Annotated in this window: 33 protein-coding genes; 19 read left to right on the top strand and 14 right to left on the bottom strand. The window is 50.9% G+C overall.

The window, feature by feature from the left end; all coding sequences use genetic code 11:
• Positions 1–14: 14 nt before the first annotated feature.
• Positions 15–1,595 (bottom strand): peptide chain release factor 3, encoded by a 1,581-nt coding sequence (locus tag ACJJH9_RS17070; protein ID WP_444923484.1) that lies wholly within the window; start codon positions 1,593–1,595, stop codon positions 15–17.
• A 361-nt stretch (positions 1,596–1,956) separates the two neighbouring features.
• Between ACJJH9_RS17070 and ACJJH9_RS17065 the strand changes: the two genes are divergently transcribed.
• Positions 1,957–2,364, top strand: a complete 408-nt coding sequence (locus ACJJH9_RS17065; protein WP_252084479.1) for a hypothetical protein — start codon at positions 1,957–1,959, stop codon at positions 2,362–2,364.
• A gap of 67 nt (positions 2,365–2,431) precedes the next feature.
• On the opposite strand, the gene ACJJH9_RS17060 is transcribed toward ACJJH9_RS17065, so the two are convergent.
• The 13 genes from ACJJH9_RS17060 to ACJJH9_RS17000 form a co-directional block, all read right to left on the bottom strand.
• Entirely contained in the window at positions 2,432–2,629 is a 198-nt protein-coding gene (locus ACJJH9_RS17060) for a helix-turn-helix transcriptional regulator (RefSeq protein ID WP_444903792.1), read from the bottom strand.
• A gap of 39 nt (positions 2,630–2,668) precedes the next feature.
• Entirely contained in the window at positions 2,669–3,583 is a 915-nt protein-coding gene (locus ACJJH9_RS17055) for a hypothetical protein (protein WP_444923483.1), read from the bottom strand.
• Complete coding sequence (locus ACJJH9_RS17050) at positions 3,580–4,026, bottom strand: hypothetical protein (protein WP_444923482.1); 447 nt, start codon at positions 4,024–4,026, stop codon at positions 3,580–3,582. Before ACJJH9_RS17050 ends, ACJJH9_RS17055 begins: the two co-directional genes overlap by 4 nt.
• Before the next feature lie 28 nt (positions 4,027–4,054).
• Positions 4,055–4,378: a hypothetical protein gene (locus tag ACJJH9_RS17045; protein WP_444923481.1), complete on the bottom strand. Its 324-nt coding sequence runs from the start codon at positions 4,376–4,378 to the stop codon at positions 4,055–4,057.
• A gap of 87 nt (positions 4,379–4,465) precedes the next feature.
• Positions 4,466–5,149: a hypothetical protein gene (locus ACJJH9_RS17040; RefSeq protein ID WP_444923480.1), complete on the bottom strand. Its 684-nt coding sequence runs from the start codon at positions 5,147–5,149 to the stop codon at positions 4,466–4,468.
• A 31-nt stretch (positions 5,150–5,180) separates the two neighbouring features.
• A complete protein-coding gene (locus ACJJH9_RS17035; protein WP_444923479.1) occupies positions 5,181–5,468 on the bottom strand; it encodes a phage antirepressor KilAC domain-containing protein in 288 nt (95 codons plus the stop codon).
• Positions 5,465–5,614, bottom strand: coding sequence for a hypothetical protein (locus ACJJH9_RS17030; RefSeq protein ID WP_444923478.1), 150 nt, complete (start codon positions 5,612–5,614; stop codon positions 5,465–5,467). The genes ACJJH9_RS17035 and ACJJH9_RS17030 overlap by 4 nt, the downstream gene beginning before the upstream one ends.
• A 168-nt stretch (positions 5,615–5,782) precedes the next feature.
• Positions 5,783–6,085: a DUF7673 family protein gene (locus tag ACJJH9_RS17025; RefSeq protein ID WP_444923477.1), complete on the bottom strand. Its 303-nt coding sequence runs from the start codon at positions 6,083–6,085 to the stop codon at positions 5,783–5,785.
• Complete coding sequence (locus tag ACJJH9_RS17020) at positions 6,082–6,267, bottom strand: hypothetical protein (RefSeq protein WP_444923476.1); 186 nt, start codon at positions 6,265–6,267, stop codon at positions 6,082–6,084. Before ACJJH9_RS17020 ends, ACJJH9_RS17025 begins: the two co-directional genes overlap by 4 nt.
• Positions 6,264–6,605 carry a response regulator transcription factor gene (locus tag ACJJH9_RS17015; RefSeq protein WP_444923475.1) on the bottom strand — a complete coding sequence of 114 codons (342 nt, stop codon included), beginning with the start codon at positions 6,603–6,605 and terminating at the stop codon, positions 6,264–6,266. Before ACJJH9_RS17015 ends, ACJJH9_RS17020 begins: the two co-directional genes overlap by 4 nt.
• 360 nt (positions 6,606–6,965) lie before the next feature.
• Positions 6,966–7,778 (bottom strand): DUF3037 domain-containing protein, encoded by an 813-nt coding sequence (locus ACJJH9_RS17010; RefSeq protein ID WP_444923474.1) that lies wholly within the window; start codon positions 7,776–7,778, stop codon positions 6,966–6,968.
• A complete protein-coding gene (locus ACJJH9_RS17005) occupies positions 7,775–8,494 on the bottom strand; it encodes a HipA family kinase (RefSeq protein WP_444923473.1) in 720 nt (239 codons plus the stop codon). Before ACJJH9_RS17005 ends, ACJJH9_RS17010 begins: the two co-directional genes overlap by 4 nt.
• Before the next feature lie 40 nt (positions 8,495–8,534).
• Positions 8,535–9,293 carry a S24 family peptidase gene (locus ACJJH9_RS17000; protein WP_444923472.1) on the bottom strand — a complete coding sequence of 253 codons (759 nt, stop codon included), beginning with the start codon at positions 9,291–9,293 and terminating at the stop codon, positions 8,535–8,537.
• Between the two features lie 475 nt (positions 9,294–9,768).
• Between ACJJH9_RS17000 and ACJJH9_RS16995 the strand changes: the two genes are divergently transcribed.
• The 18 genes from ACJJH9_RS16995 (at position 9,769) to ACJJH9_RS16910 (ending at position 22,459) form a co-directional block, all read left to right on the top strand.
• Positions 9,769–10,059: a hypothetical protein gene (locus ACJJH9_RS16995; RefSeq protein ID WP_444923471.1), complete on the top strand. Its 291-nt coding sequence runs from the start codon at positions 9,769–9,771 to the stop codon at positions 10,057–10,059.
• A gap of 217 nt (positions 10,060–10,276) precedes the next feature.
• Positions 10,277–11,185 (top strand): LvrA C-terminal domain-related protein, encoded by a 909-nt coding sequence (locus tag ACJJH9_RS16990; protein WP_444923470.1) that lies wholly within the window; start codon positions 10,277–10,279, stop codon positions 11,183–11,185.
• Complete coding sequence (locus ACJJH9_RS16985) at positions 11,136–11,501, top strand: hypothetical protein (RefSeq protein ID WP_444923469.1); 366 nt, start codon at positions 11,136–11,138, stop codon at positions 11,499–11,501. The genes ACJJH9_RS16990 and ACJJH9_RS16985 overlap by 50 nt, the downstream gene beginning before the upstream one ends.
• A 136-nt stretch (positions 11,502–11,637) precedes the next feature.
• Positions 11,638–11,883 carry a hypothetical protein gene (locus ACJJH9_RS16980; RefSeq protein ID WP_444923468.1) on the top strand — a complete coding sequence of 82 codons (246 nt, stop codon included), beginning with the start codon at positions 11,638–11,640 and terminating at the stop codon, positions 11,881–11,883.
• 46 nt (positions 11,884–11,929) lie between these two features.
• Positions 11,930–12,316, top strand: a complete 387-nt coding sequence (locus tag ACJJH9_RS16975) for a hypothetical protein (RefSeq protein ID WP_444923467.1) — start codon at positions 11,930–11,932, stop codon at positions 12,314–12,316.
• Positions 12,317–12,474: 158 nt separating this feature from the next.
• Positions 12,475–12,867, top strand: coding sequence for a DUF5675 family protein (locus ACJJH9_RS16970; protein WP_444923466.1), 393 nt, complete (start codon positions 12,475–12,477; stop codon positions 12,865–12,867).
• Positions 12,867–13,223: a hypothetical protein gene (locus ACJJH9_RS16965; RefSeq protein WP_252084500.1), complete on the top strand. Its 357-nt coding sequence runs from the start codon at positions 12,867–12,869 to the stop codon at positions 13,221–13,223. The genes ACJJH9_RS16970 and ACJJH9_RS16965 overlap by 1 nt, the downstream gene beginning before the upstream one ends.
• Complete coding sequence (locus ACJJH9_RS16960) at positions 13,220–13,450, top strand: holin (protein ID WP_252084501.1); 231 nt, start codon at positions 13,220–13,222, stop codon at positions 13,448–13,450. Before ACJJH9_RS16965 ends, ACJJH9_RS16960 begins: the two co-directional genes overlap by 4 nt.
• Positions 13,440–14,177: a hypothetical protein gene (locus tag ACJJH9_RS16955; RefSeq protein ID WP_444923465.1), complete on the top strand. Its 738-nt coding sequence runs from the start codon at positions 13,440–13,442 to the stop codon at positions 14,175–14,177. Before ACJJH9_RS16960 ends, ACJJH9_RS16955 begins: the two co-directional genes overlap by 11 nt.
• An 86-nt stretch (positions 14,178–14,263) precedes the next feature.
• Complete coding sequence (locus ACJJH9_RS16950) at positions 14,264–14,785, top strand: hypothetical protein (RefSeq protein WP_444923464.1); 522 nt, start codon at positions 14,264–14,266, stop codon at positions 14,783–14,785.
• Positions 14,730–16,754: a terminase gpA endonuclease subunit gene (locus ACJJH9_RS16945; RefSeq protein WP_444923463.1), complete on the top strand. Its 2,025-nt coding sequence runs from the start codon at positions 14,730–14,732 to the stop codon at positions 16,752–16,754. Before ACJJH9_RS16950 ends, ACJJH9_RS16945 begins: the two co-directional genes overlap by 56 nt.
• Positions 16,755–16,970, top strand: coding sequence for a DUF6148 family protein (locus ACJJH9_RS16940; protein WP_444923462.1), 216 nt, complete (start codon positions 16,755–16,757; stop codon positions 16,968–16,970).
• Positions 16,970–18,451 carry a phage portal protein gene (locus ACJJH9_RS16935; protein WP_444923461.1) on the top strand — a complete coding sequence of 494 codons (1,482 nt, stop codon included), beginning with the start codon at positions 16,970–16,972 and terminating at the stop codon, positions 18,449–18,451. The genes ACJJH9_RS16940 and ACJJH9_RS16935 overlap by 1 nt, the downstream gene beginning before the upstream one ends.
• Positions 18,452–18,460: 9 nt before the next feature.
• Positions 18,461–20,515 carry a ClpP-like prohead protease/major capsid protein fusion protein gene (locus tag ACJJH9_RS16930; RefSeq protein ID WP_444923460.1) on the top strand — a complete coding sequence of 685 codons (2,055 nt, stop codon included), beginning with the start codon at positions 18,461–18,463 and terminating at the stop codon, positions 20,513–20,515.
• Between the two features lie 87 nt (positions 20,516–20,602).
• Positions 20,603–20,974, top strand: coding sequence for a capsid cement protein (locus ACJJH9_RS16925; RefSeq protein ID WP_444923459.1), 372 nt, complete (start codon positions 20,603–20,605; stop codon positions 20,972–20,974).
• A gap of 7 nt (positions 20,975–20,981) precedes the next feature.
• A complete protein-coding gene (locus tag ACJJH9_RS16920) occupies positions 20,982–21,278 on the top strand; it encodes a head-tail joining protein (protein WP_444923458.1) in 297 nt (98 codons plus the stop codon).
• Positions 21,279–21,622: 344 nt separating this feature from the next.
• On the top strand, positions 21,623–22,009 hold the full coding sequence (locus ACJJH9_RS16915) for a hypothetical protein (RefSeq protein WP_444900507.1): 387 nt from the start codon (positions 21,623–21,625) through the stop codon (positions 22,007–22,009).
• A 120-nt stretch (positions 22,010–22,129) separates the two neighbouring features.
• Entirely contained in the window at positions 22,130–22,459 is a 330-nt protein-coding gene (locus ACJJH9_RS16910; protein WP_444923457.1) for a hypothetical protein, read from the top strand.
• Positions 22,460–22,814 lie beyond the last annotated feature (355 nt).

Here is a 22,814-nt window from a genome sequence, read left to right as displayed (position 1 = left end):
AACGTCCACCCAAGTTAATGCTCGCGGGTGGCGTAGAAGCGAATATCTGGATAACGCTCCTCCGCCAACTGCAAATTCACACGGGTAGGCGCTAGGTAGGTCAGGTGTCCACTGCCATCTATGGCAAGGTTGGTACTTGCTTTGCGTTTAAAGTTTTCCAACTCTTTCACGCTCTCGCTTTCCACCCAGCGAGCAGTATTTACATTTACATTTTCATAAATGGCTTCCACCTTATATTCGTCCTTGAGGCGATAGGCGACCACTTCAAACTGCAGGACACCGACGGCGCCGACAATAATGTCGTTGTTATCCAGTGGGAAAAATACCTGGGTAGAGCCCTCTTCGGAGAGCTGCTGCAAGCCCTTTTGCAGTTGCTTTAGTTTTAAAGGATCTTTCAGGCGAATACGACGGAATAACTCCGGGGCGAAATTGGGAATGCCGGTAAACTTTAGAGACTCACCTTCAGTAAAGGCATCTCCGATCTGGATAGTGCCATGGTTGTGCAGGCCGATAATATCGCCGGCAATAGCCTCTTCCACGTGGGTTCGGTCGCCAGCCATAAATGTTACGGCGTCGGCAATTTTTATATCTTTGCCGATGCGTACATGTTTCATTTTCATGCCACGGCTATAAGTACCGGAACAGACGCGCATAAAGGCAATACGGTCGCGGTGTTTGGGGTCCATATTGGCCTGAATCTTAAACACAAAACCGGAGAACTTTTCTTCGTTTGGCTCTACCTGGCGCTCCTGGGTGGCGCGAGGCTGAGGGCCCGGGGCCCATTCGACAAATCCATCGAGCATTTCACGTACGCCAAAATTACCAAGCGCTGTGCCGAAAAATACCGGAGTCAGTTCGCCAGCTAAATAAGCTTCCAGATTGAATTCGTGGGTAGCGCCGCGTACCAGTTCGATTTCCTCGCGGATGTCCTCGGCATATTCGCCGAGTAGCTCATCGGCCTCAACGGAGTCGAGCCCTTTGATCTGGATATCGTCGGGAATTGTGTGACCCTGGCCTTGAGTAAATACGTGAATTGTATCGGTGTAGAGGTTGTATACCCCTTTAAAATTTTTACCGGAGCTCAGTGGCCAATTGATGGGGGCGGCTTGGATATTCAAGACTTCTTCAATTTCATCCATCACTTCGATGGGGTCGCGAATATCCCGATCCAGTTTGTTGATAAAGGAGAGAATCGGCGTGGTACGCAGTCGGCACACATTCATCAATTTGATGGTGCGGTCTTCGACACCCTTGGCGCCGTCAATCACCATCAGCGCAGAGTCGACCGCAGTGAGTACTCGGTAGGTGTCTTCGGAGAAGTCTTCGTGCCCGGGGGTGTCGAGCAGGTTAACCGTGCGCTCCTTGTAGGGGAACTGCATCACCGAGGAGGTGACGGAGATACCCCTTTCCTGCTCCATGGTCATCCAGTCGGAGCGCGCGTGGGGACCTTTTTTCCCTTTAACCGAACCTGCCAGCTGAATGGCATTTCCGAATAAAAGTAGCTTTTCGGTCACGGTTGTTTTACCGGCGTCCGGGTGGGAAATGATAGCGAAAGTTCTACGTCTTTGAAATTGTTGAGAAAAATCTTGATTCACTTAGATTTAACCTTATCTGTGTACGCCCCTGTGTACACATATTGAAATATACCCCAAGGCCGAATCTGAAAGGCCGCATTATAACAAATTGGCCTTTGGTTTTGCTCTCGGGGGCTGACTAGTGGGCGCTACTTGGTCAGTTTGATTGGTGCGAATAAGGTACAGGATAAGCTCTTGGCCGCGTACATATGTTGTTGTTGGAGTTGAGTCTGTTCAACAATCCAGGCTTTGCACCAATGGTTAGTTTGTGTACTCCAAGTTTTGCACTCACATGACATTGTTGACATTTGACGTCACCGTGAGTTGAAATGGCTGTGGACTTGCTGAAAGTCTTTACACGTCATTTTCAAGGAGCAATGAAATGGAAGTTAAACGAAAATTTATTCTTACAGCGGGATTACTTGCATCTGTAGCGTTCTCTGTACCAACACTGGCAGCTACATTATCAACAAGCATAGAACTAAAAAATAATACTTCTTCTGATAATGTGCTCATTAATGGAACAAATTCAACCGGCATTATTTCTCCACTATTTCCAAGCCCAGCGGCAGCAAACAGTACGACTTTTCATACCTCAATAACTAATGGTGTGGCGGATGCTGGGGTATTAACCTATCAATCATGTAGGTTCAATTGGTCAGTAATCCAGATGAATGGCTATTATCAATTCTCAATAGGGGCAACCCCCTCATCTAAGTGCAGTTCAGATGTATTGGTCCAAAATGTATTCACTGGTGAATACAAAATAAGATTCAATATCGACGCTTAATCAAGGGGTCAATCCTTAGCGAGGGTGATGATGTGAATACCATCGCTAAGGATGAGGTGAGGAACATCTAGGCAGCTGCTTGATGTGAAACTTGATCCTCCCATTGCTCTACATCATCAATCGCCCAAAGGTTATGGCTGCCAGAGGCTTTGATGCGTGGTTTTGGGAATGGGTTGGTTTCACGCTCTACCCATCTAAAGATTGTGCGGCTTGAGCAGCGATAGCGTTCGCTTAAGTCTTTGGTTGACCAATATCCTTTAATCATAAGATTTTCCTTTTTCGTTGTTTCCAAATATCCGGGTACTTAGCGTTGCACCAGGGCAAACCCCTGGCCGTTGCGTGTGAGTGCGCCAGTCTGTTGCAGGGCGTCGAAAACGGGTTTAACGGTTCTGTATCCGCCGGTGATGCTGTTGCTGATGTTGCGTAACACTGGGCGGTTGCCGAATTCACCGGCGCAGATGCGTTGGGCCAGTTGTTGCTGTTCTTTGCTCAGGTGGCTGGTGTGTTCTGGTTGTTGCTCTGCTGTTTCGGGCTGTTGAAACGGTTGTGAAACGCGTTTACCAACCGTTGCAACGGCGTTAAACGCGAGTAATGCGACCAGTCCCACTATGTCGGTGATGATCGCCAGGGCCAGAAAGCCGATATGCTGAAGCCGTGCGGGGTTTGCGTTTAGGGTGTTGGCGAGACTGTTGAAGGCGCTGTGTGTGTTGGCGGTTTGGCCGATGGTGGATAACTTCTCGATCAGCTGGGTGCGCTCAGTCTCCAATGTGGATAACTGCGCTGCGGTATTAATGGCGCGCTGGCGGTAGCCGTTGTTGGCGTCGGTGTTGATCAGGCCGTTCAGGGTGTTTATCTGCTGTTGCAGGCTGTTGAGCTGCTGTTGCAACGCTCGGTATTCCTGGCTGTTGCGGGCGCTGAGTTGTTGCTGCTCTTCGCTGTGGGTGGCGAGGAATCCAACGGTGGCGACAATGCTGCTCACTACCAGCAGGGGCCAGAGGATGAGAAGGGCATAGCCGCTCTTTTGCCCTTGGCTGCACAACCAGAGGCCCAGCGGGGCGAAGCTGAACTTGCACAGCTCCAGGGCCACCGCAGTGGCACCGGCCACCAGCTGCCCGCCTAGGTCTGCAGGCATGGATACCCACAGTTGCACGGTAAAGGCCAAGCTGGTGCCGCAAAAGATTAGAGCGGCGATGCCGGTGAGGGATTGCCAGAGCTTCATGCTGTTCTCCCTTTCTCCTGCTTACGATTCGGCAGAATCTCCGCCTGCCAGCCGTGGTCTTTGTAGTGGTTGGGGTTGGCTTTGTTTTTAATAGTGTCCAGTTCCGGGCGCACTAATTCGGCCAGGTCATTCAGGCGAACGCCGTAGGCTTCGAACTCGGTGGAGTCGGTATAAAATTCTCCATCTGGGGTTTTGCACTCGACAAATACCGTTACCTGCCAGTGGTGTTGCCAGTTGAGGATTTCGTGCTGCAGCTTGGCTCGGGCTATATCGCCAACGGCGCCGCCTTGGCGTCGATGGCTGATAGCTAGGATGGGGTCGCCATCGGTATCCAGGCCGGTGCTGCTGCGAGCGGTGAGGACCAAGCCGGGCAGCCAGCGGTTTACCAGGCGGGCGTGTTGGGCCTGCTTGCTCATGGATTTGCGGGGTTTACGCTTGGCCATTCTCTATTCCTCAATATCCTCTACCCACTTAGCCCGCATTGGGCGGGCTGAGTGAGCTATTTTTTAAGGGTTTAGCGTATTGAGGCTCGGCTTCGGCTATTAATTTTTTTGATGGGCGTTCGCACTCGTCGGGTTCTTGTTCCTTTAGCTCGCCTCTGTAGAATTTAAAATTTCTCGCCTTATCGGTTTTCTTGTCGAATATTTGTATCCAGTCAAGAAATGCTTCTGGTTTGGCGATTTCTTTAACTCGTTCCAATGCTTGTTCTTCAGTGTGTACGGACTCTTTAAAATCTTTTGCTCCGCCCATCATGAGGCTGTTGTAGCTGCCGCAAAAAATTGCAAATCGTTTCATTGGTTTCTCCCATTTTTAGAATGGGCTCCGTACCGGCAGCCCTAACGGTTACAGCTGACTGATGCGCCTGGGCGCGGGTAAAGGTTTTTAATCGTAATCCAGGTAAATAGAATCGCCGTAGACTTCATCTATATCGGTTATCAACGTTCGTCGGGCATACAGCTTGAATAGTTCACCGGGAAGCCCGTAATTAGCTGTTTGCGCCTGTATTCCTCTTCTAAAGTTTTTACCATCCTCTCGGATAATCGAGATATAGTGATGCTCTTCATCGCGGTCCTTATAAAGTGTAATCTCGACATTATTGAATGAATATTCACCGTGGAGGATTTTCACATCTATAAAATGTTCGGATCGCTTCCACTCCAGTATTATTTCTTCATGCTCATTCCGAAGGTGCTGTTCTTGCCATTCCTCTTTGATTAGTTCTAAGAACTCTTTAGATGTCATTACTGATGGAACAGGGTTTAGAGCTTCATCAAGTAGTGGTTTTAAATGCGCGTCTGCTTGATCATGTAGAGCTTTGATGTACAGCTCACCGATCATGTCGGTAATATATTTGTTGTACTCGGGCAGGGTTATTTGTTTTGTACAGATAGAGATTTTATCTTCAATAGCCTTTTTTAAAGACTTTCCAAAATCGCTGTACTCTCTAAGCACTGAATCCAGAATTCCAACAATGGTTGCTTCAACTTTCGAATCGATTGATTTCTCTAGTTTTCCGCTATCAATGTAATTGCCAAGGCTTTTAGTGACGAGTTGCTGTAGTTCCATTTTTCAATCCTTTGCTTTTAGTTATTAATATTTAGCTAGCTTTGGGTGTATCTTTTTTCTCAACGATGTCACGTATCCAAGCCATGCCTTTAGTGGTAACTAGTGCGGTGATGTGCTGCACTTTTACCGGTCCTACGAGATATTCGCCTTCTTTTTGCTTTAAGAGTTTTTGCTCAAGGGCCCACTTTGTGGGTGAATTGCGCATGGGTTCACGGCTATACAAAAAGCCATTGTCACGCAGAAGTTTCAGCAGGTTATTCCTGCCCATTCCCAGCATTCGGGCGGCCTGGGTGACGGTATAGGGTTTTGTCTGGTTCACGCTGCCTCCTGTTTGTTTGGTTTTATTTGTGAGGTTTGAGCTTGTTGAGCTGCGAGTATGCGCAGTTGATTTATTTGGATTTGTTGCAGATTTACTGTGCGTGCTAGCTCTTCGTAAAGTTCTAAAATCCGGCTAAATTCACTCATGGCTAAACCCCGTTGTTTTTTTGAACTTCCTTTCTCTGCCGATGGCGGGCTCCCAGTATCGACAGGGTTGGCAGCTCCAGCCGCGTAATTGCAATTGCCCGTTAAATACTGGTTCTGCGGATTTTCCACAGTGGCGGCAAGGCATTTGCGGGAGCGGCTGGGTTTGGGTCACGCTGCTTCCTTCCTCTGTATTTCGAGGTGGTTCCATTCCCGGTAGAGGGCATTCAGTTTTTTATCGCCGTCTGCAATTACGCTTTGCGGTGCTCTGCCGTGGTAGCGCAGATTCATCACGTTGATTGCGTGTTCGTAGTTGTCGCCGTCCAGCAGGGAGAGGCTGGCAACGGGGACTGCGAAATCACTGCTATTCCAGGCTGAAAGCAAAACTTGTGCGGCTATTTCGCTCGCGCCGGAGTATCCGTTGGCAATGCGGAGCAGGGTTTCCACGCTCTGGGTTGGGCTGAAAGTATTCATGCGGCATCACCTCCAAATGGGGGCCAGTTATTGTTTTGTGTTGGCCGTGCAAAAGTGCGTTTTGGCTGTGCGAACCGGATGTGCGCTTTGTGGTCGGCGTTGGCGATATTGATGTGGCGTTTAAGCTGATTGATATTGTTTTTGCTCATAGCGGTTGGATGTACAAACACGGTGGCGGTCATGCGATTCCCTCCCGGTTGTTGCGGATGCGAATGGTTCGAACTGTGGGGCGGCGCTGGAAGCGGGTGCGTAATTGGTCTTGAGCATCGGCACCCATACCGCTGAGTACGCACGCGAGCAGGGCGAATTGAATTAATCCATGCTTTACCGCCTTGGCCACTGCGTCTGTGCTGTTGCGGGCGTGTAGCTTGTAAAAGCACTCCGCTAGCAGGTTGGTGACGTTCGTTACTGAACACTGCATGGCCTGGGCGGTCTCGCGATTGGAGAGCCCTCTGGCGCGGTGCGTCAGAGCTTCGGCCTGGCGTGGGGCCAGTGGTCTGAGGTTAGCGGTTTTGCTCACTGGTTGAGGCTCTCCGTGCCATCTCCTAACACCTAAAAAGTAGCAGTGGTGCTAATTAGCTGTCAATAGCTTTGCTGCTTTTTTTGGGGGGGGGTATTTGCAGTGGTGTTATTCAGAGTTGGTAGATCGGCTTCGAGATTTCTTGATCGACCTCAAGAGCTAGTCACGCCAATGGGATTGGAGGGTATATGGATTATGCTTTTATGGAATTAATTTCGTTAGTTGACTGACCCTGCTCGAGAACAGGAGTGTGACTGAGGGGCAGCTTTAAGAAGTAATGGCTAGCAGCTGATTAATGAGTGAAGTTGAAAGCAGGAAGGGCATTGTTAAAAAAATGAAAGCCCGTAGTTAAGGGCTTTCTCAGTGAGTTACGAAGTTTGTGATCTTATCTCTTTCAGTCATAGAAAGTACTTCGGCTCCAGCATTTTTCAGTTCATTGACTGCGTCAACGAAAGCGGCCTCTTGAGCAGGGGTGCTGTGGCTTCCTTCAACGGTAAATAGCATCCGCTTGGGAGCCACCTTGTGCTGGTGCAGAATCTTCAATTTGGCTGCCCAAGCAGCCCCATGGTCGAAAATTTGGCCAGGTCGATCTTGTGCCAGGTTTAGTGGCTTGATTGCTCTTAAAGGGGGCCGGCCTTCAGCACCTTCTACAAACGGGAGGAGAGTGCTGTAATAGCCTGCGGTCAACTTGCGGCTGTGGAAGTACTTTTCTACTTGTGCTTGGGTCAGGATCTTCTGTACCGCGCGTTCCATTGCTTTTTCTCGGTACTCCTGAGTAACAAAGGCACGCTCGACATAATGATTATACAGGTCGTTCAGCTGCTTCTCCGGATCTTCGGTCACCACAAGGCGTGGTTCGCTATAGCGTGCAATAGTTTCCTTGGGGCGCACTACTTCGTTAAAGAGGTCTTTGGCCATGGAGAATCGAGCACTTTTCAAGTGCTTTTGCACTCGAGTCAATTCCTCATTAATCGTACGCATTGTAGCTTTATAAAGCTTAGCGTTGGGGTCATCGAAGAATTGAGTAATACGTTTATGGCGTTTAAGTTGAAGTTTGAAGCCGAAAAACTGCCGCTCAGGTGCCAACAAGAGAATGCCGACATTGGCAAACTCTCCGGTCTCAACGAACGGCATAAAGCGCACGATCGCGTAATGGCAGGCAACCTGTTTCACTGTAAGCACCAAAAATCTGGGTTGGTGTAATTTTCTAATATATTATGTACGGCTTCTGGTTGGAGTGCACAAGCGTCAGTAAGTTCTCTATCTAAATATAACCATTCTTCGGGCAGCTCTGCCAAGATTTGTGGCCACTTCAGTAAGGCATTCTGGAAGCGCTGTTCCATATCATGCCTTGTGACCATGTCGTCAAAAACTGTACCTATCTGGCTGCGAAATACGTGATAGTCGCGAAAATGCTGCGGTGAGAAGTCTGCCTCAAAGGCTTGGTTGTGGTCAATAACGACCAAGCCGCCATCAACTTGATCTATGAATAGATTCGCATTACCACCCAATTCTGACAAGTTTCGGTCGCCATTACGGATCCACCAGTCAAAGGCAAGGACAATCTGCTGAGTTTCCTCTGGCACTCGCACAATATCACCTATGGTGATTTCGGTAACCGGTTGTTTCTGCGATCCAAAGACTCGGCCGATATTGAGGTCTGGTAGAGCGCTTGCGAGTCCAGAGTGAATTTCTAATGCCCCAAATTCCGGAATTGGCAGTCCGAGCTCACGGGCTAAGTGTCCGCAAATCCATTCAGACATCAAACTTTTGCGACCGGCATTGTCCCCCTTAACAAAGTAGACTTTGTCGTCGTCGCCTCGGCATATATAGGGCTGAGTAATTCCTTGGGAGGCCCGCCCCATATACTCGATCAGCTGCACAGCCATCGCAGCAGTCTCCTTGTTTTTTTTATGAGCGACTTTCTAGTCAAAGGTCTAGCTCTACTTTTCTTGCGACACCTATGATGCGGCAATTGCCATTGATTGGGATAGGGGTGTATAGCGGATTCAGGGGGCGCAAGTAACTGTTAGGTCCGTCGATCACTAGCTTCTTGAGAGTCGCTTCTTGGATGTCTACGAGCTTGGCAACCACGATACTGCCATTTCGAGCCTCAGTATCAGGGTCGACGATGACAACGGAGCCATGAGGAATGGAAATCCCGGTCGGTGCTGTCATTGAGTCACCCTCAACGCGCAAAGCAAAGGCATGAGGGCCCACATTGGCAGTGGTCTCACGCCACTCTTCAGCATCACCTGGCTGGAAGTTATCTACGACTTCCCTCCATTGGCCAGCGGTTACAGACGATATTAAGGGTACACGCCCTCGTATTGCGGGACCGGGCGTCACGTTGCCTTCTTGTTCGGCACAGGGCTGCTCCGCGAGTCCGGTGGCAAAGTTCGTTTTCTCAGGACTATAAGAGTGGGAGATGGCCCATTTCATACCCAAATTGGGATCGATCTCTGCGGGCTCTACTTCTAAAAGTTCCGCAAACTTAATAGTGGCATCAGTGTTTAGGGGGATTCGCCCCTGAAGATATGCGCCTACAGCACTTTGAGAGCTCCAGCCGAGTAAGTGAGCGGCCTTCTCCTGGGTGAGTCCCAGTACTTTTCTCCGCTTATCCCAGATGTCTCGGAGCCGCTGTGTGCTGGCTTTCTCTTCCGGGGTGAGTTGGCGTCTTTTTGTCATTCTTTGAATTTTATTAGCAGTGCTACTCCTGGCTCCAGCACCTTTGCTGCTTTTTCTTGCCTCATTTAAGCATCAATGCTATTTTTCCGTATGGGAAGGATACATTATGCAGTCAATTTAGTTGGTACTCAGAAGAAGCTTGTAAGTGCTTTGGGTTTGAAGTCTCAGCGGCAAGTTACTCAATAGGTGACCGGACGCCGGCTGATATCACCTGAACAATATATTTCAATTTAGTTGGTAACTACGAGCCGGTTACTCGATATGAGTTACGGTCGGATACATTTAGCTCGGCGTCGCTTTGGTTCGCGGATAATAAAAAGTGGGCAAGTGCCTGGATAGTCCCGGCGGGCTACTCGGTGAAACTAGACTAGTGACCATTGTCAAATCCCCATTTTATTGTTCTGCCATTTTGCGGGGAATGAGGGTTGGGATTAATTCATTGCGATATATGGGGTTTTATACAGGGGAGGGAGAGATGGCGAGGAGTCAAGTTATAACCTTGCAGGTAGATCCAAGTTCCGCTCTGGATTGCCTGCAAGGCATTAAAACAGCTTTATTAGAATTTGAAAGTTTTATTGAAACTCCGCTGAAGATCCTTCATTGCCTTATCAACTCCGGCGATCTCCTTTTTGAGGTTCGAAGCATCCACTTTGATGCTTGCTCCACAAGTACATTTAATCTTTGTCTGATTGTTGAGCCGGGAGATGCGCTGCGAATGTTTGCGGCCGCACTCAGGGCAGGGAATTGGGATGGATTGGTTACTTAGCAAAGACATAACTACTCCTTGTATGGCTGTTTGTTGGCACTTACAGCATACCGTGAGTACCCGTCACCTGGGTAGTGGTGAGGCGGCCGGGGCTGTCCGGTTTATTAATCCATGTAAGGGTGGTCTGAATCGGAATAGGTTCACCTTAATTATCTTAATTTAAAAATATTTAGTAATTTAATTTGCTGATTCTAGTGTTTCTGCTGGAGGGTTCATTGTGTCTGAAGAACGTGCTTTTGAGGGGATTTGGATCCCGGCCAGCCTTTGGTTGGACGAGAATTTGACGATGCATGAAAAGGTCATGCTGGTGGAGATTAAAAGCCTTTCTGCGGATCCCGTTCGCGGTTGTTATAAATCTAACAAGGCTTTTGCCAATTTCTTCTCGTTATCTGTTTCCCGAGTCTCTGAAATTATTTCAGAGTTGAAGCGCAAAGGGTATGTGACTGTTGGTCAGAAGCGCGATGGGAATCGGGTGGTGGAGCGGAATATTTTTGTTCGCGAGGGGGTGTTTGGGAGGCCATCGGAGGGGTATTCGGAATCCCGAAGGGGGTATTCGGGATCCACGAAGGGGGTATTCGGGATCCACGAAGGGGGGTATTCGGGATCCACGAAGGGGAGTAATACATTACTGAGTAATACAGTAGAGAATAATACTATTGGAACAAATCCGGATTTTTCGGAAGTTGATCCGATTGAATCTGAATTTGACCAGCTGTGGAAATCCTACCCAAAACGCGCTGGCGGTAATCCAAGGGGTGAGGCCCTGAAGGCGTATCGCAAGCAACGCAAACAGCACCAGCCTGAAGAAATTCAATCAGGGCTGGATCGCTATCGCTCCTTCTGCGAGCAAACCGGAAAGATCGGGACTGAATACGTTATGCAGGCCAAGCGGTTCTTTGGCCGTGGAAAACATTGGCAGGAGGAATTCAGGCCTCCAGTGAGTCACCAACAGGGAGTGGGCAATGAAAACCGTAATTCAGGCGCTGGCAACCGGCTCCAGCAGCAACAGCAGCAGATCAACACGGCCTTCGCTAGAGCCTCGGCACGAGAGGCTGCTGTTGGCGCTGTGGAAACGCATGGCGCAGCTGTATGGCCACAAGTGGACTTCCCAGCGCGCGTTGTATGACTCGGAGCAGGGGGAGCGCAATGGGGTTTACGGTGAGGATTTTATGCTGTGGGCGCGAAAGACACAGGGTTTGTCTGACAAGGATTGGGCGAGGGGGATGGAAAACATCGAGCACCGCAATATCGAGGCTGCGCGGCGAGGGGAGTCTAGCTGGCCGCCGAACTATGCGGAGTTTCTTGGGCTTTGCCAGCCGTCCCCAGGCAGTGCGGCGCACAACCGGTTTAAACCTTTGGCATTGCCTGACGATAGCGCTCAGGAGCGGGCCCGCCGGTGTGGGGAGAGCGAGCTAGCAAAAATGCGGGGGTTGTTCCAGTGAGTGGAGAAAGCGCAGAGGAGGAGGTTTTGGAGGGGGAATATATCCCTTGCGAGGAGCCTACCAGCGGGCCAACTACCTGGGCCGAGATGCTGGAAGATTTTAACTGGTAATTACAAATCATCATGGAGCGTGAAGTATGACCGTTGTGACTCTGACAGAAGCCCAAGAGCGAATTATGACTACCGTTGCGAGTAGACCCTTAGCGGTATTTCGCACGGATAACCCACGCCATGTGGATCTGGTGTTTGCTCATACGGTGGTGACTCAAAATAAAATCCGGCAGATGGATGAGGATTATCTGGGGACTTTCCACCGGGATAATTTGCATGTGGCGAGGAAGGTTTTTAGGGAAAATGCCGAAAATTTACGGGCGGCAGCGTGATAGGGATTGGTGGGTGAGTTAGTTGGTCGAGAAGAGGGTATTCGTAATGTCAGAATTAGGTATTCGTGAACTCCTGTGGGAATGGGCTAGGGCATATCCTGAGAGGGCAGGGGATTCTGTGTCTTGGCCTCGTATGGCGGCATTTCACAAGGGTATGGTTTGTGAGGGGCAAGGTATCCCTGCGGTAATTGATTGGGGTAGGGCGGATAGAATGGATGCGGTGGTGCTGGCCTATTTGAATACAATTACTCGGCGCCGAGATAAGGAAAAGGCTGAATTGGAGGGGCTGGTTTTTTGGTTGAGATATTATTACCGGTGGGAAATGCCTGATGTGTGTAAAAAGCTCGGCCAAGGTAAAACCTGGGTGGTAAATATGTGCCGAGTTATTGAGGGGACGATTGAGGCATTTTATTTGGCGCGTGATGCTGCATAACTGTTTTTTAATTCAGTAGATGGCTGTTGACAGTGCGCACGTGCGCACACTAATATCTGCAACGCTGCCGAGTTTTGTGATTCGGCGAACAGAATACCTTTCTAAACCGGCCCCTTGAGCCGGTTTTTTTGTGCCCGAAATCCGGGAGCTAATACCTCATGTTTGAATTAACGCGATTCGCCTATGGGCTTGATGCCACATTGGGGCGGCTGAGAGTGCGCGACTTTGTGTTTTATACGGTAGAGCGCCCGTGGTTGGGGAATCGTCCGTTCGAGAGCTGTATTCCTGAAGGGGTTTATTCCTGTAATCCCTATAACTCACCTAGGTTCCCCAATGTGTGGGAGCTAAAGGAAGTCCCTGGCCGTACAAAAATATTAATCCACACCGCTAATTATTCGGCGGATGTACAGGGCTGTATTGGTATTGGTTCTGGCCTGGCTCCCGGTGGCTGGTGGGTGATGCAATCCCGCAAGGCAATGCAGCAGTTGCGAGAGCTGTTGCCTCCTGAGTTTGATCTAACAATTACGCACTATGTGCCGGAGTATCCGTGATGGGTATTTGGTCTGGAGTTAAGGGTTTATTTGCTGGTCCAGAGTCTGCGGGCAAAGTGCTGGATGCCACTGTAAATACCGTGGATGCGGTGTGGTTTACCAATGAGGAAAAATCCCGCTGGTATCTCAAATACCTGGAAGCCACGCAGCCTCAGAACCGGGCAAGGCGATTAATTGCCTTTCTGGTGACCTTGGTTTGGGCGCTGCTGGTTTTATTTATTGCGGCGGCAATGGCTTTCAAAGCGCCTTTTGTAGCAGACCTAAAGGGCTTGCTGGTTGATGTGGTTGTGCAGCCTTACAGCATCATCATCGGTTTCTATTTCGTGAAGTCGTGGGTGAGTGAGGTTAAGCGGTGAACACTGTAGCTCAAGAGGCAGCGAGGGAAGCCATGGTTCAGAAGATCGCCAGTGCAACCACTACGGTTGCTGCGGGTACAGCGGTAGTCGGTGGATATGCAGCGCAAGAGCTGTTGGCGGTGGGTGGTTTCTTGATTGCTTTGAGTGGGTTCATTGTGAATTGGTATTACAACCATAAGCGCTTGAAGCTGCAGGAAAGGCAGCAGGACGGGGACGATGGACGTTAGTGTAAAGCTGGATACTTCAAAGTTTGATCGAGCATCTGCTGAATTAAAAAAGCAATTACCTTATGCCAGTTCTGTTGCCCTAAATAACGTGGCCTTTCGTATACGGGGAGAAGAGCGCTCAGCGATGGGGCGGGTATTTTCAAACCCGGCAAAGTTAACGCTGAACTCTGTATTGGTAAAGAAAGCCACGAAGCGCTCAGGAATTGCCAAAGTCTTTATTCGTGATGAGGCAACCAAGGGGACGCCGCCCAGTAAATACTTAGCGCCAGCCATACTTGGTATTGACCGCAATGTGAAGAGGTTCGAGCGGGCGTTGCGCCATGCGGGCTTACTACCTGCAGGAATGTATGCAATGCATGGTGAAGGGGCTAGGTTGAATAAACACGGCAATATCTCGGGCGGCACTTATAGCAAGATCCTGTCACAAGTGCGGGCCAGCCGTGATCCAGCGCAGAACGCAACTAACAGTAAGCGCAGTAAGGCCAAGCGGGGCATCACAAAGGGATACTTTGTAGGGAAGATTGAAGGCACCTTAGGAGTGTGGCAGAGAGTAGGGTACAAGCGTCGCCGATCCGTTAGGCCCATTCTTATCTTCGTGAAAAAGAAACCAGAATACCGCAAGCGTTTTCCTTTCTTTCGTATTGCCGAAGGTATAGCGCGGCGGCACCTTCCAATTGAACTAGATAAAGCAATGGATCGAGCAATTGCAACGGCCAAACAACGTTGAACGGGTCCTCCTGAGGGGGCCAACACACGGGTGATTCGGACCCCGCTTTTTTAACAGATATCTAAAATTTCATAGGGGGTTATACCTTGGCTGGTGATATCTCTCTTGATGATCAGGCCTCTCAGTCGGGCTTTGCTCGCCTAGTTGGCGCTTCGCAACCTGCTATTGCCAAACACTACAAGGCAGAGGTTTTTACCGTAGGTGCCAGTTACAAAGTTTGGCTTCATGAATACTGCGAGCGACTGCGAACCGAGGCCGCTGGCCGCCAGGCGAATGAGGCCCGCAACCGTCGCGATATGGCTCAGGCAGTTGAGTCAGAGGCGAATGCGCAATTAAAAATGCGTGAGCTGTATCGGCAAGACCAATTAATTCTGGATATTGAGTCTGTGCGTAAAGCGATGGTGGAGTGGTCCACCATTGGAAAGAATGAATTTATAGGAGCGGTGGAAAGCATCGTTATTGCTATCGAAAGTCAGCATGCCATTACCGTCGATCGAGAACCCCTACAGCCAAACATTGACGCTGCCCTCAAAGCTATTGGCAGTTACGAGATTGAATCTGAAGAGGCTGGTGGAGGAGGTGCGCCAGGCCTGGATACCGCAGCCTAAAATCCCGCTGATTGAGTGGTTGCCGGACAATATCAAACTGCCCTCGGAGGATAGCGATAACGCCGGCTATTATCGCAACGATTATGTGCCCTATTTCTGGGGCGTCATGCACGCACTGGATAGTCCGGTGTCCTGGATGGTGGTAATGCAGAAAGCTGCGCAGATCGGCTGGACGGTTTTGCTGGCCACTGATATCTGCAAGGTCGCCGTCACCGACCCGGCCCGCATCCTGATGTTGTTTCCCAAGGATGAAAAAGGCCGGCTGTTTATGGATGAAAAGCTGGTGCCGATTATCGAAGGCTCACCAGCGGTAAATCGGGTGATTGATGTCACCACCAGCCGCAAAGGCGGCAGCCGCTCAACACGCAAGAAATTCCCCGGTGGTGAGATTCGCACCATTGGCTCCAACTCGATTTCCAATGTGAAATCCACCACGGCCCGCCGGGGCTATGTGGAGGAGCCGGACGATACCAACAAAGATGTCGGCGATCAGGGCGATTCCATTCGCCACCTGCGTGAACGCCTCAAGCGCATGCGCAATAAGAAATTAATTATCGGTGGCACACCGGCCGTTGCCGACCTTTCTCAGGTAGAGCACTACACCAAGCTCGGCACCATGCGCGTGCTGCCGGTGACCTGCCACGACTGCGGCGAGTCCCATGTACTGGATTGGGAAAATGTCAGCTGGTTGGAGAAAGAGGGCGGCACGCCGCACCCGGTATTCGGCCTGCACCAGCCTGAAAGCGCGGTGTATAGCTGCCCGCACTGTGGCAGTGCCTGGGATGACTACCGCCGCCAGGCCAATATTCTGCAGACCTGCAAAACCGCGCGGGAGAATGGCGATGACTTTGCCGGCTGGGTCAAAACCCAATGCGGTGAGGATTTTGCCGAGGGCGAAATTGAACCGATAGAAACCTTTATGGAGCTATCGGAGCTGTATGTGTGTATCCCCGGCACCGGCCTTGCCGATGTGGTGCGGGATTTTCTCGAAGCCGAACACGAAGCCAAAAGCGGTGATGAATCCGCGCGCATTGTTTTCCAGAACAACAAGCTGGGCCGGCCCTACCAGTACGCCGCCAGCCGCCTGCTGGACCATGAAAAGCTGCAAGAGGCCGCTGAGGATTACCCGGAATTAGTGTGCCCTGCCGGTGGCCTGCTGGTAACGGTCGGCATCGATGTACAGCACGACCGCCTGGCAATCAGCATCCGCGCCTTTGGCCGCAATGAAGAATCCTGGCAGATGTACTGGGGCGAGATCGATGGCGATACCGCCGATAAGCGCGACGATTGCTGGGATGCCCTGGATAAGCTGGTGTTCCAAAGCTTTGAGCACGAACGCTTCGGCGAGATCCGCGCAGCGGCAGTCAGTATTGATTCCGGCGATGGCGGCACCAGCAACGCGGTGTATCACTGGGTGCGAACCCGCGATAAAAAATATCGCGGCGTGCTGGTGATGGCGATTAAAGGTGACAGTAACGACTTCGGCACCAAGGAAATCTTTAACCAGCCCCGGCAGGTAGATTTTAACAACCCCAAGCGCCGCACCAAAGCCGACCGTTACGGCGTAAAGGTTTATATCGTTGGCACCCACAAAGCCAAAGACCTAATGGCCAAGCGTCTGCTCGGCACCAGCGCCTATATGCACAGCTGCAAACATGTGCGCCAGGACTACTGGGAGCAGGTGACTGCCGAAGTCAAAGCCCCCAGCAAGAAAAATAAAGGCCGGGAAACCTGGCAGCAGCGCCCAGGCAGGCCCAATGAGGGCACCGATACTGAGGTCTACGCCCTGCACGCCGCCCACGCCATGGGCATGCACAAATACAACGAGAAAAAATGGTCCACCATCGAATCGCGCCTGGGCCAGCGCACGCTATTTAGCGAACCTCAACAAGCCTCCGAACAACCCAAACCAGCCCCGAAAAAACCAAGGCAGCCTGCGCAGCCAGCTGGCTCCCTACTGGATAGTTAAATGTCTAAAACCGCACAAGAGATGGTCGACCTCTATATCGAGGCCGAGATAGACGTGCTCGCCGGAAAAACCACGGTCATTAACGGCCGCCAATTTACCGCCGAGAACCTGCAAGAGATCCGCGCGGGCCGTCAGGAATGGGAGCGCCGCGCAACCGCAGAAACCTTAAAGGCCGCCGGCAAACGCCGCGGGCCCGCCTACGCGAATTTTTTCTAATGAACAAACTGGATTCTGTTATCGGGTTTTTTGCACCCGAGGCTGCCCTGCGCCGTGTACAAGCCCGTCGCGCGCTGGAGATCGCCGCCGCCTATGAAGCCGCGCGCCCCAGTCGCCTGCGCAAAAACCCCGGTGATAACCGCAGCGGTGATTTAGTGTTGGAAGGCAGTGTGGAAACCCTGCGCGGCCAAGCCCGGCACCTGGAGCAAAACCACGATTTTGCCTTTGGTATTCTCACAACCCTGGTGAACAACATCGTCGGCCCACGCGGCATCGATGTGGAATTCCAACCCAAAACCTGGGATGGCGATATCCATGACGGTCTTGCCAGCCAAATGAATGACGCCCACAAGGAATGGGCGCGGCGCCCGGAATGCACCCGGCAATTTAGCTGGGGCAAAGCCCAGCGGCTTTTATGCAACACCTGGCTGCGCGATGGTGAAACTTTAATGCGCCACCTACAGGGCAGCGTGCCCGGATTAAAGCACCGCACTCCCGTGCCTTACACCATCGAATGCCTGGAACCAGATTTCCTGCCGGTGGATTACAACGATCCCAGCAAGCGCATTGTGCAAGGCATTCAAAAATCCGCCTGGGGTGAACCTGCAGGCTTTTGGTTGTACGACGAACACCCCGGAGCCTCATTGAACTGGCGCATGAGGCGCAGGTTTCACAGTGCCGACAATATCGAGCACCTGAAATTTGTACGCCGCCTGCACCAAACCCGTGGGGTTTCCATCTTTGCTGCGGTAATGAATCGCCTTACCGATATTAAAGACTATGAAGAAAACGAGCGCGTTGCCGCCAAGATTGCCTCGGCCATGGTGGGTTTTATTCAAAAGGGCAGTCCAGAAGATTACTCGCAGAACGAAGTTGATGATGAAGGAAATCGCACCCTGGATATCCGTGCCGGTGCTATCTACGACGATTTACGCCCTGGGGAATCTGTCGGCACCATCCAAAGCAATCGCCCAAGCGGCTTGCTAACGCCATTTTTAGAAACCATGCACCGTATGACTGCTGCCGGCACCATGGCCAGCTTTAGCAGCATCAGCAAAAACTACAACGGGACTTATAGTTCGCAGCGCCAGGAACTGGTGGAGCAGTGGGGAAACTACGAAACCCTCAGCCTGGAATTCTGCGAAGAGATTGTAGAGCCGGCCACCCGCCGCTGGGTGCAAATGGCTTTACTGGCGGATGCCTTCAAAGTGCCGAGTGATGTCGATCCATCCACGCTGATGCACGTCGATTTTATTACCCCGGTGATGCCCTGGATTAACCCGGTCCATGAAGCCAGCGCCGATGAAACCCTGCTGGAAAATGTGCTGGCCAGCCCACAGCAGACCATCCGCCGCCGTGGCAAAAGGCCGGACGATGTGATTAAGCAAACTGCTGCCTGGCAGCGAAAGCTCAAACAAAACGACATTACCACTCCAAGCAAACGCGAAGCCGTACCCGCGCAAGAAACAGAATCTGAATAGGAGGCAGCCATGCCGAATAAATCCTGGTACAGCATGACCGCTGCCGCCAATACCAGTGAAGCTGATATTTATTTGTATGACACCATCGGTTATTGGGGGGTAACGGCAAAAGACTTTGCCCGCGATCTCAAAGCGCTTGGGGATGTCAGCAAGATTAATCTGCATATCAACTGCCCCGGTGGTGATGTATTCGACGGCACCGCCATTTACAACCTGCTCAAAGACCATAAAGCCGAAGTGGAAACCTGGATTGAAGGGATCGCAGCCAGTATGGGCAGCGTGATTGCCCTCGCCGGGGATACCGTCCATATCGCCGAGAACGCCTATTACATGGTGCACAACCCCAGTGCCGGTGTTCGCGGTGACGAGCGTGCCCTGGAAAAAACCAAGAGCCTGCTGGCCAAAGTCAAAACTACCATGAAAAGCCTGTATTCCTCCCGTACCGGAATGTCGGATGAGGAAATCAGCCAAGTGATGGATGACGAAACTTGGTATACCGGCGCCGAAGCGGTAGAAGCAGGCTTCGCCACCGATACCACTGCAGCCATCGAGATGGCTGCCAGCTTCAGTGCTGATCACTTAAACCAATTTAAAAACACCCCGCAAGCCATTAACGCATTGGTCATGCAGGGGCCCGCTGAATTTAGATTCCCGTCTGCGGTTGCAGGCAATCCAACCCAACCCCAAACCCAAACCAAGGAAGCGCAAGCCATGCCTAAAACCACCTCCACCACGCCAGCTGCAACCGCTGCGCCCGAGGTTACCCCAGAAATGAAAGCGCAGATTGCCGCCGATGCCAAAGCGCAATTTGCAGCCGATGAGAAAAAGCGCAAAGACGATATCACGGCCGTATTTAAAGGCTTCGAAGCGCACAGTGTTGTGATGCAGGAATGTCTCAATGATATGGACTGCACCGCCGAAAAAGCCAAAGACAAACTGCTCGAAGCCCTCGGCAGCCAAACCCCAACCCCCGTGCAAAGCTACAGCGTGGTGGTGCAAGAAGGTGAGGGCATTAAACGCCTCAAGGCCGATGCGGAAAATGCTATTGCTGTACGTGCCCTCGGTGAAAAGCGCACAGAGGGAAATGAACTCAGCGGCTACACCATGATGGAGATTGCCCGCATCCTCATGCAGGCCCACGGCCAAAGCTTGTCCGGGCTGGATCGGATGGGTGTGGTCGCCGCAGCCTTTACCCATAGCTCCGGTGACTTCGCAACGGTGCTCGGCAATATCGCCAATAAATCCATGCTCAAAGGCTATGAAGAAGCACAGGAGATCTTCCCGCGCTTTACCAGTGTCGGCAACCTCAGTGACTTTAAGCTCACCACCCGCACTGACCTGGGCAGCTTCCCATCACTGCGCCAAGTAGCACCTGGGGCAGAATTTAAATATGTGAGTATCGGGGAGCGCGCCGAAACCGCCGCATTGGCCACTTACGGGGAACTCTTCTCCATTACCCGTCAGGCGATTATTAATGATGACCTGGGGGCCTTCACCCGAATCCCGCAAAAGATGGGCCTCGCCGCCGTGCGCACAGTAGGAGACTTGGTGTTCAGCATCCTGCTCAATAATCCCGAAATGGCAGACGGTAAAGCCCTGTTCCACGCCGATCATGGCAACTTGGCCAGCACCGCCGGTATCAACACCGCCAGCATCGATGCCGCACGGGTACTGATGGGTAATCAAAAGGATGGCAGCGCAGTGCTCAATATCCGGCCCAAGTTCCTGCTGTGTGATATTGCCGATGAGGGTAGCGCAAAGGTTGCCCTGGAATCCGAATTCGAAGTGGGCGAATCCACCAAAAACAACACCACACCGAACAGCGTGCGCAATATTGCCGAAGTGCTCTCTGATGCGCGCCTTAGCGGACACAACGGCTGGTACCTCAATGCCGACCCGGTAGCGCATGACACCATCGAAGTGCTCTATCTGGATGGCCAGCAGGCCCCAGTGTTAGAAGAGCAAAATGGCTGGAGCGTAGACGGGGTGGAATTCAAAGTGCGACTGGATGCCGCCGCCAAAGCCTGGGATGCAAAAGGCATGGTGAAAACACCCAAAACCTAATCTCAATTCCAACTGAAATTAAACCGGAAAGGGCCGCAATCCGCGGCCTTTTTTATTTCTACTGCTTTACCCACTGAGAGAAAGATTATGGCTACGAATTTTGTACAAGATGGGCGCATGCTGGATTTCACCAACAACACCAGCGCAGCGATTACTTCCGGCCAGGTGGTAATCGCAGATGCGGTCCTGGGTGTGGCGATGGATGATATCGCTGTGGGCGCATCCGGCGTGATTGCCATTGATGGCGTATTCACCGTGCCCAAGGTATCCGCCGCAGAGATCAATCAGGGCGAAACCCTCACCTGGGTGGTTGCCTCCAGCTCATTCGATAGTAATGCAGCAACCGCAGCCACTGGCGATATCACCGGCTCCACCGCCTTCGCCGCAGAGGCCGCCGGGAATGGCGTTACCAGTTTTGCCGTCAAGTTTACCGGCGTACCGGGCACCGTGAAGGCCTAGGTGACTTATGGACCTGGACCAAAGAGCCGCAGAGCGCGCGTTCCGCAAATGGGGCAAGGCCGCTACCTATACCGATGGTAGCGGTGCTGAGCCAATTGATTGCCGCGTGATAAAAGATCAAGAGATCGACGCATTCGAGGATGAGGAGCGCGTGCGGGTAGCGCGTATTGAGTTGAGCCTGCTGGTGAGTGAAGTGGGGGCTTACAACTCCGAGTCGGTGATTACGCTGGGTGGAGTGGCGTATAAGGTGCGCAAGCGGTTGTCGGATGATGGGGTGGTTTGGCGGGTGCAGGTGGATGGGTAGCCCAAAAAGTCGAGTTATTGGATTAAGACCTTTGGGTGTGTTAAGAGCGGTCGAAAATTGTACAGCTGTGCATTTTATAACAAAGATCAGCAGCAGCTGCTCCTATTTCTAGGTGAAACTCTGTAACCCATTGATACTTAAAGGGTTCCAAAAGTGATATAAAGCAGAGAAAATACAGAATTATAAAGACGCTGCTTTATATCTTTTTTTGTACATTTGCGCCAAGTGTAGATAGCTTATTGATTTACTAAGTTTTTTTCATCTTCGAAGGAAGTGGGGCTTAGAAATATAGAGCAGGGTGATATAAAGAAGCTTCTTTTGAATTAACTGTTAAGCACTAAGTCATGGATACGATATTTTTCGAAACTGACCAGTTTAACCTCACTGAAGAGCATGACCACTTTATTAATCCAGGCTGCTTTGGTGAAGACTTTGCCAATTGGCTGAAACCTCATCTCGAAGGTAGCGGCATCAAGGTGTCTGATATCTACCAGGAAGACTGGGGTTGGGAAATAGATTGCAGTGGCTACTATCTGGGGGTTGGCGGAATTCCCGAAAACGGCTTATCCAACCTCGGCGAGTGGAGGGTTATGGTCTCTAAGAAGAGATCATTTATTGAGGGTATCCTTGGCAAAAATAAGCTATCACGTGAAGAAGCTATATTTTCCCAGTTATTCAGCATTCTAAATGCTGCCGGCTTTACCAAGGTTAGGTACGAGGAAAATGCTTAACAAAGCAAGGCAACACCGCCCACTGCGTGGGCTGGACCTCCATTTCGCAGCTTCGCTGCTACATTACGGCCGTTGCTTGCGGCGTTATGTTTTACGATTTGGCAACCTAAGGAGTAATAAATGAAAAAGACGTTTAGCCTATTAATTTCCTCAATCTGTTTTGTATCAACTGCTGCTGCAACAACATACACAGACTTAGATATTGACAAGATACAAGGAGAAGGGATTAGTGATCCCTATAATACTATCCATGTCAAAAATGATATAACTAACTCGCCATGCTCTAGCACTGACCAAATTGATAGGTTCGCAATTGTAAACGAGGTACAACAGAGTGTTGCACTTGCAGCTCTTATGGCGGGAAAGAAAATAACGATTGATACAACAGGAAGTTGCAATTCAGCGAATATCGAAATAGTTAATTACATTATGATATACGCTGATAAATAGTGAGTGTGTGAACATAACAAATCGCTGCAGTCGGACAAATTACAGCGTGCTTTAACGATACGCTAGCATGCTGTAATTTGCCGCTGAGCGAGGCGTTAAATGCCAAATGGAGAAGCCACATCAACACTACTGAAAAAACTGTTGTCGCGTTGTCATTGTTAATGTGTCTACCAACTTGGCTTGCATGTGATGGGCTGCGGATATATGTATTGCAAATAGGTCCTGCCTGGAAGGAGGGGCTGCATATCATTGCGTATACGGTAGTATTTTCAGCACTAATTTGGCTGCCCTATTTAGGCTTTTTAGTGTTTAAATGGTCACATATACAAAATATCATAAAGGCTATAACCTTGTT

It is taken from the genome of Microbulbifer mixtoriginis (SeqCode) (genome assembly GCF_052466715.1).
The sequence above is the reverse complement of the archived record's forward strand: the minus strand, read 5'-3'. Positions and strand labels throughout refer to the sequence as shown.

What these genes read in the sequence shown, in the direction of transcription:
- ACJJH9_RS17065 (WP_252084479.1), top strand. Translation starts at nt 1,957, where the DNA reads ATGGAAGTTAAACGAAAATTTATTCTTACAGCGGGATTACTTGCATCT.
- ACJJH9_RS17060 (WP_444903792.1), bottom strand. Translation starts at nt 2,629, where the DNA reads ATGATTAAAGGATATTGGTCAACCAAAGACTTAAGCGAACGCTATCGC.
- ACJJH9_RS17055 (WP_444923483.1), bottom strand. Translation starts at nt 3,583, where the DNA reads ATGAAGCTCTGGCAATCCCTCACCGGCATCGCCGCTCTAATCTTTTGC.
- ACJJH9_RS17050 (WP_444923482.1), bottom strand. Translation starts at nt 4,026, where the DNA reads ATGGCCAAGCGTAAACCCCGCAAATCCATGAGCAAGCAGGCCCAACAC.
- ACJJH9_RS17045 (WP_444923481.1), bottom strand. Translation starts at nt 4,378, where the DNA reads ATGAAACGATTTGCAATTTTTTGCGGCAGCTACAACAGCCTCATGATG.
- ACJJH9_RS17040 (WP_444923480.1), bottom strand. Translation starts at nt 5,149, where the DNA reads ATGGAACTACAGCAACTCGTCACTAAAAGCCTTGGCAATTACATTGAT.
- ACJJH9_RS17030 (WP_444923478.1), bottom strand. Translation starts at nt 5,614, where the DNA reads ATGAGTGAATTTAGCCGGATTTTAGAACTTTACGAAGAGCTAGCACGC.
- ACJJH9_RS17025 (WP_444923477.1), bottom strand. Translation starts at nt 6,085, where the DNA reads ATGAATACTTTCAGCCCAACCCAGAGCGTGGAAACCCTGCTCCGCATT.
- ACJJH9_RS17020 (WP_444923476.1), bottom strand. Translation starts at nt 6,267, where the DNA reads ATGACCGCCACCGTGTTTGTACATCCAACCGCTATGAGCAAAAACAAT.
- ACJJH9_RS17005 (WP_444923473.1), bottom strand. Translation starts at nt 8,494, where the DNA reads ATGGCTGTGCAGCTGATCGAGTATATGGGGCGGGCCTCCCAAGGAATT.
- ACJJH9_RS17000 (WP_444923472.1), bottom strand. Translation starts at nt 9,293, where the DNA reads ATGACAAAAAGACGCCAACTCACCCCGGAAGAGAAAGCCAGCACACAG.
- ACJJH9_RS16995 (WP_444923471.1), top strand. Translation starts at nt 9,769, where the DNA reads ATGGCGAGGAGTCAAGTTATAACCTTGCAGGTAGATCCAAGTTCCGCT.
- ACJJH9_RS16985 (WP_444923469.1), top strand. Translation starts at nt 11,136, where the DNA reads ATGGCGCAGCTGTATGGCCACAAGTGGACTTCCCAGCGCGCGTTGTAT.
- ACJJH9_RS16980 (WP_444923468.1), top strand. Translation starts at nt 11,638, where the DNA reads ATGACCGTTGTGACTCTGACAGAAGCCCAAGAGCGAATTATGACTACC.
- ACJJH9_RS16975 (WP_444923467.1), top strand. Translation starts at nt 11,930, where the DNA reads ATGTCAGAATTAGGTATTCGTGAACTCCTGTGGGAATGGGCTAGGGCA.
- ACJJH9_RS16970 (WP_444923466.1), top strand. Translation starts at nt 12,475, where the DNA reads ATGTTTGAATTAACGCGATTCGCCTATGGGCTTGATGCCACATTGGGG.
- ACJJH9_RS16965 (WP_252084500.1), top strand. Translation starts at nt 12,867, where the DNA reads ATGGGTATTTGGTCTGGAGTTAAGGGTTTATTTGCTGGTCCAGAGTCT.
- ACJJH9_RS16955 (WP_444923465.1), top strand. Translation starts at nt 13,440, where the DNA reads ATGGACGTTAGTGTAAAGCTGGATACTTCAAAGTTTGATCGAGCATCT.
- ACJJH9_RS16940 (WP_444923462.1), top strand. Translation starts at nt 16,755, where the DNA reads ATGTCTAAAACCGCACAAGAGATGGTCGACCTCTATATCGAGGCCGAG.
- ACJJH9_RS16935 (WP_444923461.1), top strand. Translation starts at nt 16,970, where the DNA reads ATGAACAAACTGGATTCTGTTATCGGGTTTTTTGCACCCGAGGCTGCC.
- ACJJH9_RS16930 (WP_444923460.1), top strand. Translation starts at nt 18,461, where the DNA reads ATGCCGAATAAATCCTGGTACAGCATGACCGCTGCCGCCAATACCAGT.
- ACJJH9_RS16925 (WP_444923459.1), top strand. Translation starts at nt 20,603, where the DNA reads ATGGCTACGAATTTTGTACAAGATGGGCGCATGCTGGATTTCACCAAC.
- ACJJH9_RS16920 (WP_444923458.1), top strand. Translation starts at nt 20,982, where the DNA reads ATGGACCTGGACCAAAGAGCCGCAGAGCGCGCGTTCCGCAAATGGGGC.
- ACJJH9_RS16915 (WP_444900507.1), top strand. Translation starts at nt 21,623, where the DNA reads ATGGATACGATATTTTTCGAAACTGACCAGTTTAACCTCACTGAAGAG.
- ACJJH9_RS16910 (WP_444923457.1), top strand. Translation starts at nt 22,130, where the DNA reads ATGAAAAAGACGTTTAGCCTATTAATTTCCTCAATCTGTTTTGTATCA.